The organism is Haladaptatus sp. CMAA 1909, assembly GCF_043952005.1.
Lineage (GTDB): Archaea > Halobacteriota > Halobacteria > Halobacteriales > Haladaptataceae > Haladaptatus.
Window position 1 is genome coordinate 690,068 of the sequence record NZ_JBIOAV010000002.1, and the last position, 12,486, is coordinate 702,553.

At 56.2% G+C, this 12,486-nt stretch carries 10 protein-coding genes; 4 read left to right on the top strand and 6 right to left on the bottom strand.

The window, feature by feature from the left end; genetic code table 11:
* Positions 1-15: 15 nt before the first annotated feature.
* Positions 16-903: an NAD-dependent epimerase/dehydratase family protein gene (locus ACGYLY_RS21300; RefSeq protein ID WP_395284541.1), complete on the bottom strand. Its 888-nt coding sequence runs from the start codon at positions 901-903 to the stop codon at positions 16-18.
* Between the two features lie 213 nt (positions 904-1,116).
* Entirely contained in the window at positions 1,117-2,571 is a 1,455-nt protein-coding gene (locus ACGYLY_RS21305; RefSeq protein WP_395284540.1) for a glycoside hydrolase family 4, read from the bottom strand.
* Positions 2,572-2,713: 142 nt separating this feature from the next.
* Here ACGYLY_RS21305 and thsB point away from each other — a divergent pair, with 142 nt between their 5' ends.
* The gene (gene thsB, locus ACGYLY_RS21310; RefSeq protein WP_395284539.1) at positions 2,714-4,279 is read left to right on the top strand and encodes a thermosome subunit beta; all 1,566 of its coding nucleotides are present in this window, start codon (positions 2,714-2,716) and stop codon (positions 4,277-4,279) included.
* Between the two features lie 54 nt (positions 4,280-4,333).
* Here the strand turns inward: thsB and ACGYLY_RS21315 are convergent, their stop codons facing one another.
* Positions 4,334-5,479, bottom strand: a complete 1,146-nt coding sequence (locus ACGYLY_RS21315; RefSeq protein ID WP_395284538.1) for an ABC transporter ATP-binding protein — start codon at positions 5,477-5,479, stop codon at positions 4,334-4,336.
* Between the two features lie 203 nt (positions 5,480-5,682).
* On the opposite strand from ACGYLY_RS21315, the gene ACGYLY_RS21320 reads away from it, so the two are divergent.
* Together ACGYLY_RS21320 and ACGYLY_RS21325 are read left to right on the top strand one after the other, a co-directional pair.
* Positions 5,683-6,612: a carbohydrate ABC transporter permease gene (locus ACGYLY_RS21320; protein WP_231187887.1), complete on the top strand. Its 930-nt coding sequence runs from the start codon at positions 5,683-5,685 to the stop codon at positions 6,610-6,612.
* A gap of 54 nt (positions 6,613-6,666) precedes the next feature.
* A complete protein-coding gene (locus ACGYLY_RS21325; protein WP_231187888.1) occupies positions 6,667-7,578 on the top strand; it encodes a carbohydrate ABC transporter permease in 912 nt (303 codons plus the stop codon).
* Positions 7,579-7,901: 323 nt separating this feature from the next.
* Here the strand turns inward: ACGYLY_RS21325 and ACGYLY_RS21330 are convergent, their stop codons facing one another.
* Positions 7,902-9,170, bottom strand: a complete 1,269-nt coding sequence (locus tag ACGYLY_RS21330; protein ID WP_395284537.1) for an extracellular solute-binding protein — start codon at positions 9,168-9,170, stop codon at positions 7,902-7,904.
* A 161-nt stretch (positions 9,171-9,331) separates the two neighbouring features.
* Entirely contained in the window at positions 9,332-9,775 is a 444-nt protein-coding gene (locus ACGYLY_RS21335; protein WP_395284536.1) for a hypothetical protein, read from the bottom strand.
* A 393-nt stretch (positions 9,776-10,168) separates the two neighbouring features.
* On the opposite strand from ACGYLY_RS21335, the gene ACGYLY_RS21340 reads away from it, so the two are divergent.
* Positions 10,169-11,197 carry a Gfo/Idh/MocA family protein gene (locus ACGYLY_RS21340; RefSeq protein WP_395284535.1) on the top strand — a complete coding sequence of 343 codons (1,029 nt, stop codon included), beginning with the start codon at positions 10,169-10,171 and terminating at the stop codon, positions 11,195-11,197.
* Positions 11,198-11,517: 320 nt separating this feature from the next.
* Here the strand turns inward: ACGYLY_RS21340 and ACGYLY_RS21345 are convergent, their stop codons facing one another.
* On the bottom strand, positions 11,518-12,291 hold the full coding sequence (locus ACGYLY_RS21345; protein WP_395284534.1) for an IclR family transcriptional regulator: 774 nt from the start codon (positions 12,289-12,291) through the stop codon (positions 11,518-11,520).
* Positions 12,292-12,486: the final 195 nt, after the last annotated feature.

A 12,486-nucleotide genomic window follows, 5' to 3' on the forward strand; every position in this document is an offset into this window, starting at 1 on the left:
CTGGTCGTCTCCGGCTTACGTTGTGAGGGTCGGCACGGGCCGATTCTCGTCTGCCGCCGTTCGCCAGGTGTGCTTCGGCTGCCATCCGAGAGCCGCTTTCGCTTTTTCCGAACACAAGGCCGACTCCTCGCCACATATCGAAACGTCGTCCGGGAGGTCGCCGAAGTATTCCTCGAACGCTTCCGTCGTCGGTCTGCCCAGATAGTTGTCGTCGGCCGCGATAACGAACGGCTCGTGGCCCGACAGGTCCGCGTCCAACGACTGGGAAACCGCGGTTGCGACGTCGCGTCCGTCCACGTACGACCAAAAGTTACCGACGCCGTTTTCCAGCGAGTCTCGACCGTCGAGTACCGAATACCTGCCCGGATATTGGACGTTCGAAATCCGAAGACTGGCGATCGGAATACCGTATCGTCGTGTGACGACGTCCGCGACGTCCTCGCCGACGAGTTTCGACGAACCGTAGGGGTCTTCCGGTCGTAGAGGATGACCTTCGTCGATGGGAAGGTACTCGGGGAGTGCCGGGTTTTCCGCGAACGGAAATCCGTACGCACTCTCGCTCGACGCCCATGTCACGGGAAGACCCTCCCTCCCCGCTGCGGTGAGAACGTTGTAGGTACTCATTACGTTGTTCTCGAATACCTGCGTTCCGGGGTGAACTTCCGGGTTCGGAATCGCGGCGAGGTGTACGACGGCGTCCGGATCGGCTTCCCGGACCAACTCCTCGAACGCACCCTGCGTGGTCAAATCGCAGGATTTGAGCTCCACACGGTCCCGTGCCCGCGCTCCCGACCCCGGATGGGTCGTATCGATGCCGACGACCGAATATCCCTCTTCTGCCAGCATATCGACGGTCCAACGGCCCAACCGACCGAAACTACCGGTTACTACTACTGTATTCATTGGCTGTTCTCGTGGTAGGTTCGTTGACGGTATATTTAAAATTTCGTTCGAGCGGCATCAGTGAAAGGTTTTTGCGAAGTGAGCCTCGAATCGGAGAGGAGTGGGAAACCGACGTTCGAACGGGTCGTTCCCGAACGATATCACTGGAGTACACCCTCGAAACGAGGGGTTGTGAATAAACAGTGGTCGGTTCGACGATCGTCAACATCGGTATCAACGAACCGCCGATGCGTTCTCGAAGTCCCAGTGGTCTTCCAGATAGGGTCGAACTGCGTTGACCAAGTCGTCGAACATCGCCCGCGCCTCCGCCATGGGGATGGAGACGAGCGGGTCGTTGAGGAACGCTCGGAACGCGAGGTCGATATCGCCCGAAAAACCCGCTTCGATGAGCGTCTCCTGGTTTTCGACGTGTGTACTGACGAGGTTGTGTACCTGTGCGGGGAGTTCACCCGAAGCCAGCGGCGTCACGCTGTCGTCGGTGAAGAGCGCGTTCGTCTCGACGACGGCGTTCGACGGGAGGTTCGATACTTGACCGCGGTTCGGCAGGTTGAGGTTCGTCTTCAGCGCCTCGAACCCCAACAGTGCGTGCATGATTTCGACCAGTTCCTCGCCGGAGTCGAAGAACTCGAACTCCTCCTCGCCGTTCATCGGGTCGTGGAACTTCGAAAGTGCGTCCTCCTGGCGGTCGATCCGATACTCGCTGGGTGTGAGACGGATCCCCCACCGTTGGATCTCCGTTTCGTCGTCGAGGGTGAGAAACCAGGGGACGAATTCCGCCAAATGTCGGTCCCCTGCGGCCGGGAACGTTCCGAACCGTTCGTAGAGTTCGTAGGTGACGAGTTCGTTATCCACGAAATAGGAATCGCCGTTCAAACTACCCGGTTCGAACGAGCGGTCACGAATCTCCTCTTCGAGGTGCCGTTCGATGAGGGGATGGAGGTCCTCTCCGCGCCAACTCGCTTCGTCGATCCACGTGAAATGGTTGATTCCTTTGACGTTCACGTCGATATCCCTTCTCGACGGTTGGTCGGTATCACGGTACTTCCCGACGAGTTCCGCCAGATGTTCCTGGGTATGAAACACCTCGTGACAACAGCCGATAGCGTTGATATCAGGGAATTCCTCGTACAGCGTCCGTACACAGACGGTCATCGGGTTCGTGTAGTTTACCACCCACGCGTCCGGGCAGTGCTCCCGAACGGCCGCGGCGATGTCACGATATACCGGGATAGTTCGCATCGCCCGCACGGTTCCGCCGGGTCCGACCGTGTCGCCGACGGACTGATGGATGCCGTATTCGGCGGGGATATCGATTTCGTGGGCCATCGTTTCCGGAGGAGGGTCTTGCGTGGAGAGAACGACGAAATCGGCACCGTCGAGCGCCCGGTCCCGCTCCTCGACCGCCTCGTACTCCCAGTCACCCACCGCCCCCTCGCGCTCCTGCACCCAGTTTCCGAACCGCTCGTTTCGTTTGGCACTGTCGAAAACGCGGTCGTACAACACCACTTTCCCGGATATCGTCGGACACTGTGCGAGGTCGTTGATCAGCGTGTACGCCCATCCCCGACTTCCCCCACCGACGTAGCCGATTTTTATGTTCTCGACCTGGTCGCTCCGTTTGGAAGCAGTTGCACTACCATCAGTCTTCGAACCTATCTCGCTCTCCATGACTACGTCACCCAATCTCTCGAAGAAGGATATATTTTATGGATACGGAATTTTAGGAAGAAGGACGATATCGGAATCGGTTCGTTCTGGTATTTCGGGGTCACAGAACGTATTTAAGGATGTCCACGCAAATAGGTATCACATGGCTCAAGCCACCACGGACGGGAGGAGATGGTGGGACTCCAACGGCGAAGAAGAACGAACGGTACAGTTCCACAACGCTAGAGCGGCCCGAGCGGTCGCAGGGGCGGTCAGGTCGACGCTCGGGCCGAACGGGATGGACAAGATGGTCATCGACGAGAACGGCGACGTGACGATTACCAACGACGGTGCGACCGTCCTAGAGAGGATGTCGTTCGACGATCCATTCGGAACGATGGTTGCACACGTAGGGTTTGCACAGAAGTCGGAGGTAGGGGACGGAACGACGACCGCGATAATCATCGCGGGAGAACTGATACGGGAAATACGGACGCTCCTCTCCGAGGGAGTCCATCCGACATCGATAGTCTCCGGATTTCGCGCCGCGAGTTCCCTCGCGTGCGACCAGTTGGAGACCATGGCGAGGGGCGTAGCGAACGAGGACGACCCCCTGTTCGAGCAGGCGATAGCGAGTACCCTCGCCGGAACCGTCTCCCATGCGGAGGGGAGAGCGATAGCGGAACTGCTCGTCGATGCCTTTCGACAGGTCGGCGACCGAAAAGGCGGGGACTACACCGAGCGAATCGCCGTCGTTCGTCGCCCCGGCCGACGGGTCGGGGAATCCGAGCTACGTTCCGGCGCGGTTATAGAGAAGTCACCGATCGTCGAGGACGTACCCCTCGAACTCGACGATGCCTCCGTACTTCTCGTAAACGCACCGCTCGAAGTTGGCGACTCGGAAAGCGACTTCATCGCCGACGTGAGCGACCCGAATCGGTATCGACGGTTCGTCCAGCGGGATTCGCGCGTCCGCCGTCGGATAGTAGACGGTATCGTCGAGGCCGGAGTCGACGTCGTGTTTTGTCAAAAACGCGTCGACGACGAAATAGCGGGGCGTCTGGCCGAGGAGGGCGTTCCGATAACGAGGTTCACTCCCAAACCGGACATGGAGTTTTTGGCACGGTTGCTCGACGTACCGATCGTTTCCGACCCGAGTGTGGAGATACGAAACGAGGTCGGGCGAGCGGACGTTCTCTATACCGGGGACGAAAACACCTTCTACATCGATCGAACGGATGCGGCCGCCGTGACGCTGGTTCTCCGTGGGACGACGAAGACCGTCTCGGACGAACTCGAACGTGCCGTCACCGATGCGATCGACCTCGGTGTCCGATTGCTCTCCGATGGGCAAGTCGTTCCGGGTGCCGGTGCGATAGAGATGGAACTCGCGAAAAACGTTCGGAACAGTGCGGTACAACGGAGCGGCCGCGAGCAACTGGCGATGGAGGCTTTCGCGGACGCGTTGGAAAAGATCCCGTACGTCCTCGCGAAAAATGCGGGATACGACTCGTTACGGGCCCTGACCGAGCTACGTGCCGCCCACGACGGCGGCGAGAGGGATGCTGGGATAGACGTCCGTTCCGGGGAGTCGACCGACGCATACGCGTCCGAAATCGTCGATGTTGCGGCGGTAAAACGGAACGCGATCATCAGCGCCACGGAAGCCGCGAATCTCGTTCTGAAGGTGGACGGTGTACTGCCGGCAACGGAACTGTCGAAGGACTAACGCACACGAGGCCGTTCGTTTTCGGTCACGGAAGGACCATTCGTCGGAGGGGTCTCAATCCCCGTGGGAGGACAGTTGTTTCGGGAACGATTCGTCCGTCGGCAAACTTCGGTTACAAAGCGTGTCGCCCGTTTCGCCGCTAAAGAGATGGATCTTCTCTTCGGGAAGCACCAGCGTGACATCGGTGTCCTGTTCTACGTATCGTTCGCCGGGTATCTTCACCGTCAACTCGATACCCTCGACATCGGCGTGCATGTAGTTGATGTCTCCGAGCGGTTCGACGACGTTGACGTTCGCACGGATCGTATGATCGCCCGGACTATCGGCGAGTTCGATATCCTCCGGACGAATGCCGAGCGTGACGTGGCCCTCTCCACGTACCGCGTCGAGACGAGTGCCGGAAAGGGGATATCTGACCCGATCACTCACGAGATCCCCGTCGTCGACCTCCATCTCGAAGAAGTTCATCGCCGGTTCGCCGATGAACCCCGCGACGAACTGGTTCTGTGGCGTGTAATAACATTCCAGCGGGGTTCCGACTTGTTGAAGCGTCCCACCATCGAGGATTGCGATTTTGTCCCCCATCGTCATCGCCTCCGTCTGGTCGTGGGTAACGTAGACGGTGGTGATGTTCAGGTTCTCCTGCAGTTCCTGAATCTCGGTACGCATGTGTGCTCGAAGTTTGGCGTCGAGGTTCGAGAGCGGTTCGTCCAGCAGGAACACGTGGGGTTCACGAACGATAGCACGACCGAGGGCCACCCGTTGTTGCTGTCCTCCGGAGAGTTCCTTCGGTTTATCCCCCAGCAGGTGGTCGATACCCATCATCTCCGAGACGCGCTCGACGCGGTCCGAGACTTCCTCATCCGACAGGTCCGTGGTCATTTTGAGCCCGAAACTCATGTTTTCACGCGCGGACATGTGCGGATAGAGCGCGTAGTTCTGAAACACCATCGCGATGTCCCGGTTTTTCGGCTTCTCGTCGTTGACGACCGTTCCGTCGATCCGAATCTCACCCTCCGACACCGATTCGAGACCGGCGATGCTCCGAAGCGTCGTGGACTTTCCGCATCCGGACGGGCCGACCAGGACGAGGAAGTTGCCTTCCTCCAGCGTGATACTGAGGTCATCGACGCCGATGATCGGATCCGCGGACCCCGATTGATAAACCTTCGTGAAGTTTCGTAGCTCTAGATCCGCCATTGCTGAACGGAGTATTTGCGAATTGTTACTATATGTCTTTTTGAAGTATATTGATAAATGTGGTCTCGAACAATATACGGCGTTCTCCGCGTGGCAGCGGCAGCGATTGAGAGTCGAATCGGGGAGTACTATCTTATTGTACACACATTCGTGTCGGTTTTTGGCATAAATTTTTATATGGCCGTCGATAATTGTCACAATCGATGTCGACACCTACGGGAGAAGAGTATAGATTTCATCGCGTACGCCGATTCTTCGGCGAGGCCGAGTGGTTCGCACGTGAAACGTGGGTCGGATACGGGCTCGTACTACCCGCGACGGTGATGATGCTCGTGATCATCGTGTATCCGACGATACAAGCCCTCTGGATTAGCTTTCATTCTCGTTCGTTCCTGAATCCCGACAACGTCGAGTGGATCGGATTGGTGAACTATCACGAATTGTTCGCGGACCCGGTGTTCGCGCTCGCACTGAAACAGACGGTCCTGCTGACGGTCGGAGCCGTGGTGTCGATGTATCTCCTCGGACTAGGCCTCGCGCTCTTACTCAAGGAGAATCTGCCCGGAATCGGAAAGCTACGGAGTTTATCCATGGTCCCGTGGGTAATTCCCCCCGTGGTCATCGTCATCATCTGGACGTGGACGTTTCAGGTCGACTACGGCTTGGCCAATCTACTGATGAAGATGGTCGGTGGGCCGAACAAATCGTGGTTCGGCGACAAGTCGCTCGCGCTGCCGCTGGTAACGATGTTACGGGTCTGGAAAGACACCCCGTTCGTCGCCATCGCGCTTATGGCCAGCATGCAGTCGATTCCCGAGGAGTACTACGAGGCGGCGGAAATAGACGGTGCCGGTCGGCTACAGATGTTTCGATACATCACCTTACCGAACATCTCGTACATTTCGATGATCATGATCGTCATCGAGACCATCGCCGCGTTTAATTCGTTCCAGATGATTTATATCGCGACCGGCGGCGGTCCCGTGAACGCGACGGAAGTACTCGGCACGTACGTGTATCAACAGGCGTTCCGCGAGTACGCGCTGGGGTACGCGTCGGCCGTCGGCGCCGTGATGCTCGTCTTATTGGCGATGTTCACGACCGTCTACATCGTACTGGAGGACACGGAATGATGGCTTCGAACGACGACAGCTCCCGAACCACGACCAACGGAAAACAGAACGACAATGGCAACAACTAATCGACATACGACGGACGGAAACGAAGGCGTCATCGACCGCTTAGACGCATGGGTCGGCGAAGAGCACAGTCTCAAATACGCGCTCGGTGTGTACGCGGCGTTGGCACTGTATTTCATCTGGTTTCTCCTCCCGGTCGTGTGGCTCGCGCTCTCGACTATCAAATCGGGTTCCATCATTCAGGCGGACCATCTCATCATCATTCCCTCGGCGGAGAACTTCACGCTCGGCAATTACGAGTTGGTACTGTCCGATCCGCAGTTCCAATCGCTGTTAGTCAATTCGATAATCATCGCGTTCAGTACGACCGCGATAACGCTCGTGTTGGGAATCCTCGGGGCGTACTCGCTGAGCCGATTCACCTACCCGGGGCGGAAGGTACTGCTCGTCGCTTTCATGTCGACGAAGATGTTGCCCCCCGCGCTGATCATCATCCCGTTCTTCCTGATGATGTACTCGTTGAGCCTCGTCGACTCCTATCTCGGGATCATCCTCGCACACTGCGTGCGGGCGCTCCCGTTGGCCATGTGGCTCCTGAAAGGGTTCTTCGACGAAATACCGAAAGCGCTCGACGAAGCAGCACGGATAGACGGTTGCTCTCACTTAACCGCCCTCTACCACGTGATCATTCCGCTGGCGCTGCCCGGCATCGCCGTCGCATCGTTTTACACCTTCGTCACGTCGTGGAACGATTTCCTCTTCGTGTCGGTCCTCTCACAGAGTGGCGGAACGCGAACGCTCCCCTTCGGCCTCTTCCTTTTCCAGAGCGCGAACACCATCAACTGGGGAGCGACGGTCACAGCAGCAACCGTCACCGCGATTCCGTCGATCGTGTTCTTCGCCCTCGTCCAGAATTATATCGTCGAGGGGCTCGCAAGCGGCGGAATGCACGGTACGTAACCGCCGATTTCTCGGCAGCGACGATTTCTCACCTCGCTGCGAACCGAACCACACACTCGTTTCAGCACGACCGAATCGAGAGGAGTAATGGGATTCGGTAGAGAAACGAGATGGTATAGAAGGCCGTCTTCTCCTCACTTCGATTCGAACACCGACGACGAAACACCCGTCGAGTTGGTGTACGTATTTTCTCTCACCCCGGAACGAGTAGCGTCGGTGAGAAGAATGCCGAACGTATCGTCGCTGGAAGTGATACGGAAGGACGACAGATATCAGTGCGGTACTACCGAGTTTGCGCCGAAGTTCTCGAAAAGAGGACGCGTTTAGATTTCCCCTGCCTTGCTGGACCACTCCTGGTGGAGTTGTTTGCCCGCCTTCATCGGGTCTATCTCGTCGTACATCACCTTCTGCGACAGGTCGAACCACGTCGTCGAAACCTTACTGACGCTCCAAAATCCGTAGGATTTCCCGGTTTTGAAGACCTCTTTGAACCCTTTCCAATCGGGATTGTTGGTCTGCTCGGGGACGTTCCATTCGACGTCCTCGTGTGCTGGGAGGTTACCAGGGTCCTCTTCGAGGAACGTTTTGATTCCCTCCGGACTCGTGGCCGCTTTGACCACGTTCCACGCGTCGTCCTTGTTTTTCGAGTTGTTGTTCAGGAAAACGGGCTTGACTTCCATGTACGTGCCTTTCTCACCACCTTCGACTCGGGGGTTATGCGTTGCGACGCTGTTCCGATAGTTCTTCATCGCCTGTTCGTTGGTGTCGTCCGACCCGCTGGCCAATCCCGGAATCCACGGGCCGGTGGAGATAGCGGCATAGTTCCCGTTCACGTACGCGATATCGTGAGCGAGGGAATCGATTCCCCTCGCGTTCGGGTCCGTCGCGGGTTTGTCCGTCTTGTAGAAGGGATCCCAGAAGTACTCCTTGAAGACGATGCCGAAGTCCTCCGCCGTCGGCACCAGTTTCCATCCGTCCCCGTCCGGTTCGAATATCGTATCGACACGTTGGAAGAGGAACGACAGGAACTCCTGAAGTCCGCGAGTGTTTCCTTTCTGGCTGGTGAGCGTGAAGCCGTGCATCCCGTCCTCTTTTTTCGTGATTTCAGCGCCCATTTCGACGAAGTCCGACCATTTTTCGGGGACCTCGAAGCCGTACTTCTCGAGTATATCCTGTCGGTAGACGAACCCACGACCGTTTCCGATATAGGGTAACGCCCAGATATCGTCTTTGTACTTCATCGTATCCAGACCGGTGTATCCGTCCTTGTAGTCGAGCTTGTCCACCCGGTCGGTCAACGGCTCGATCAGATCCGCCGAGACGTAATCGCCTCGGTGGTTCGGCGTCGCTTCGACGACATCCGGCGTCCCCGTTTTTGCGCCGGTGAGATACTTCTTCTTGATACTGTCGTAGCGCATATCCGAAAATTCGACCTTCCCGTCCACCGAATCGCGCATCAGTTTCTTGAGCTTCGGTGTCTGGGAATCGAACGCGTCAGACCAGACGGTTATCGTGTCCGAACCGCTGCCGCCACCGCCGCCACCGGAACAGCCAGCGATACTACCCGCGCCCATCGCGGCGGCGAGGCTCATATACTTGCGTCTACTACAACCTGTGTTTGCCATGGTCTATCATGAGTTGATGATTTCACCCTATATATGAGTTGCTATTAGTATTATACACAATATCTGAGGAATAAACCTGTTCCGTGGAGAACAAGTGCGAGTGGACGAGAGGGACGACACCCCGCCAGTTATGGCAGTCCCACGTAGCGCCGACGGAAGGAAAGGTAGACGAGACACGTGACGGTCGTGGAGAAAATCAACGAGTAGACGATGATCAACGGCGTCGGTTTTCCGAGTGAGATACCCTCTACAAGGAGTAGGTAACAGAAGAATGGAATGGCGAACCCCGAGATGAAGTATCGGACCCAACTCGGCTTCCACTGGGACTCGGTGTGTGAGAGATGGATCGTATCCTTGAATAGAGCGAAGTATGCGAACAAGCTCAACAGGGCAGCACCGGTCAGTACGAGACCCGTGAGAAAGCTATACGGACTTGTACTGACCGGCAGAAGCGTGTAAGCCGTGTAGATAGTCACGGCGATACCGAGGACGGCGTAGGCCGCTACCGTCATCCAATGCGTATCGTCGGTTCGAGCACGAGACGTGACGCTCGGATTCGGTGTTTGTTTCATACGGTAGTATCCAAAGAGGAGCCATATAAATGGTCGCTCCACGGGTTAAGCGAACGGAAGTTACCACCTAGGTAAAGCGGGAGACGACACCGAAACGGTCGGTATAACCAGTTATCGGTCGTTTTAGAGCGCACAGTCGCACTACCGGTTATCAGAGGTTCTTCGAACACCACGTGGGGTCGATCGGTGCCTCGAGCGTTTCTATTTCGTCATCGGTAAGGGAGACATCCAGCGCACTGACGCTATCCTCACGGTGTGAGATTTTTCGTGGCTCGATGATTGGAGAATTGACGCCGTGCGAAGTAGTTGTTCGTAGATGTTCCGATATATATTCAAACTATGATCTTTCCATAAGTTTATATCCTCGTGATTGATTCCCATGAACACACCGCAATGACCGATCATACGAACGGCGATGCCGTAAGTCAAATAGGAATAGTGGGCACAGGAGGCTTGGGAGGCATACTGGGGGAGCAATTCAACCGACTCCCATCGGCAGAGGTTTCGGCGATAGCAGACATCGATCCGGCCGCGTTATCCAAAACGGCGACGCGACTTGCCGTTCCCGAGACGTCGCTCTACGAGGATTACGAGCGGATGCTGGACGACGAGTCGCTAGACGCCGTACTCATCGTCACCCCGAATGGACTCCACTACGAGCAAACCGTGGCCGCTCTCGACCGGGGACTTCACGTCCTCTGTGAGAAACCGTTGACCATCGATCTCGCCGATGCGAAAGCGCTGGTCGAACGGGACGAGGCGAGCGATTCCGTGTTGATGGTCGGGTACCAGCGTCACCTGAACCCCGGGTTCATCGAGGCGCGCGAACGCTGGGCGCTCGGGGATTCGACGCCGACATTCGTCACCGCCGAGATTACCCAAGACTGGCGTCACCACTTCGAAAAGGGAACCAATTGGCGTATGAACACCTCCTTGAGTGGCGGTGGCCACCTCTATACGACAGGTACGCACATCATCGATGCGATACTCTGGGTGACAGGACTGACTCCGAAATACGTTACTGCTCGAATGGACTATCACGGCGACGACGAACGACTCGATACACAGTCCTCGATCGTTATCGAGTTCGAAAACGGTACGATCGCAAACGTCTTCGATTCGGGTATCGTCCCCCGAACGCGAGAACATATCCACATCTGGGATGACCAGGGAGCGATGTACTTCGATGGTCGAGAATGGGAAGACAGAACGATGAAGAAGATTACTGGCGATGGTTCGGAAGTGTCACCATATGCGGACAGCGGTGAGCGAAAGACGAAACCGGAAGCGTTCATCGAGTCGATCCGAGAAAACGAAACACCCCCGGCTACGGCACGGGACGCCCTGCGTGCGACGATAGTAAAGGAAGCGGCGTACGAGTCCGCGGCGACGAACGAGCGAGTCGAAGTTCCGAGTCCGTAATCGAGGTTCCGGGGGACCCCAGATTCCGTTCCGAATTATCGAACACAACGCTACTCACCGTTCGGTTACGGCTGGAGTCGGCCGTTTCGGAGCGTTCGAACGTCGAATACGACATATCATTCAGCTAGTTGTCACGATGGGATGCACCGTACACGGATGTTGTTCTATATTATCGAACGGAGAGGCGGATTACAGCACTATGTCTGTAAAGCAGACCCGCTCGTAAAAACCATTCACGCTCGTTCCCACGTTGCGAATCCGACACCGTAACAGGAAGAGGGTATGAACTCCGATTCGATAGTAGCTATCCCATCCATTCTTCACACGTTCGAATAGTTTATCTCGATAACACGCACCGTATGTTGAATTAGCTCGGGCATTCTCTTGCGGAACGTTTCATCGTCCATATGACGAGTCGACCCGGAAACGCTGATAGCTCCGAGGACCTCCTCGGTGTTTGTGAGTATTGGCACCCCTACGCATCGAATGCCTTCGATTTGTTCGTTATCGTCGAACGCCACGTTTCGTGAACGTATTTCCTCACATTCCTTGGTGAGTTCGTCCATCGATGTGATGGTCCTCGAAGTTCGTTCGACCATCCCGTGTCTGTCGAGGATCTCTCGAACTCGCTCGCGGGGGAAGTATGCGAGCATGGCCTTTCCGAATGCCGTGCAATGAAGATGCCGTTCGGTACCGATGTGGGAATCCGTTTGAACCGCTTTGTTTCCTCTCGACTGATGAACGATGATCCCTTTGCCGTGTTCTTCGACGACGAGTTGAGCGGCGAGACCGGTTTCGGCCGCAAGTTCGTCTACCTCGTCTTTCGTGAGCCGATACACCGAGTTGGAGTGGGCGGCGTACCCGCCGATATTCAAAAACCGTAGCCCAACGCGGTACGTGTCGCCGGTTTGTACCACGTACCTTCGTTGCTCAAGGGTGTTTAAATGAGCGTGGATCGTACTCTTAGACCGTCCTAAGTTGTTCGCAAGTTCAGTCACTCCAGCACCATCCTTTTCCATGAGATATTCAATGATCTCGAATGACGTGTCGATGGATTTTATTTTGTTTGCCGCTTTCTTTGTGCGTGGAGTCATACGGTACCCACTGTCCTCTACGATAAAAAATCCACAGTATTGACCGCATACTCGATACGGTTACCATCAAAACACACGAAAAAGATAGTTGTCCTTTTTCACTCCGACACGGGAACGAGATCGGGTGAATCACATCGTAGGGGGCGGAAACGGTTTTTCATCCACCGAACTTGTTTTTAAGATATCAAATATATT

Bases quoted from the DNA above. Each gene is read 5' to 3' on its own strand.
- ACGYLY_RS21300 (WP_395284541.1), bottom strand. From the start codon at position 903: ATGAATACAGTAGTAGTAACCGGTAGTTTCGGTCGGTTGGGCCGTTGG.
- ACGYLY_RS21305 (WP_395284540.1), bottom strand. From the start codon at position 2,571: ATGGAGAGCGAGATAGGTTCGAAGACTGATGGTAGTGCAACTGCTTCC.
- thsB (WP_395284539.1), top strand. From the start codon at position 2,714: ATGGCTCAAGCCACCACGGACGGGAGGAGATGGTGGGACTCCAACGGC.
- ACGYLY_RS21315 (WP_395284538.1), bottom strand. From the start codon at position 5,479: ATGGCGGATCTAGAGCTACGAAACTTCACGAAGGTTTATCAATCGGGG.
- ACGYLY_RS21320 (WP_231187887.1), top strand. From the start codon at position 5,683: ATGTCGACACCTACGGGAGAAGAGTATAGATTTCATCGCGTACGCCGA.
- ACGYLY_RS21325 (WP_231187888.1), top strand. From the start codon at position 6,667: ATGGCAACAACTAATCGACATACGACGGACGGAAACGAAGGCGTCATC.
- ACGYLY_RS21330 (WP_395284537.1), bottom strand. From the start codon at position 9,170: ATGAGCCTCGCCGCCGCGATGGGCGCGGGTAGTATCGCTGGCTGTTCC.
- ACGYLY_RS21335 (WP_395284536.1), bottom strand. From the start codon at position 9,775: ATGAAACAAACACCGAATCCGAGCGTCACGTCTCGTGCTCGAACCGAC.
- ACGYLY_RS21340 (WP_395284535.1), top strand. From the start codon at position 10,169: ATGACCGATCATACGAACGGCGATGCCGTAAGTCAAATAGGAATAGTG.
- ACGYLY_RS21345 (WP_395284534.1), bottom strand. From the start codon at position 12,291: ATGACTCCACGCACAAAGAAAGCGGCAAACAAAATAAAATCCATCGAC.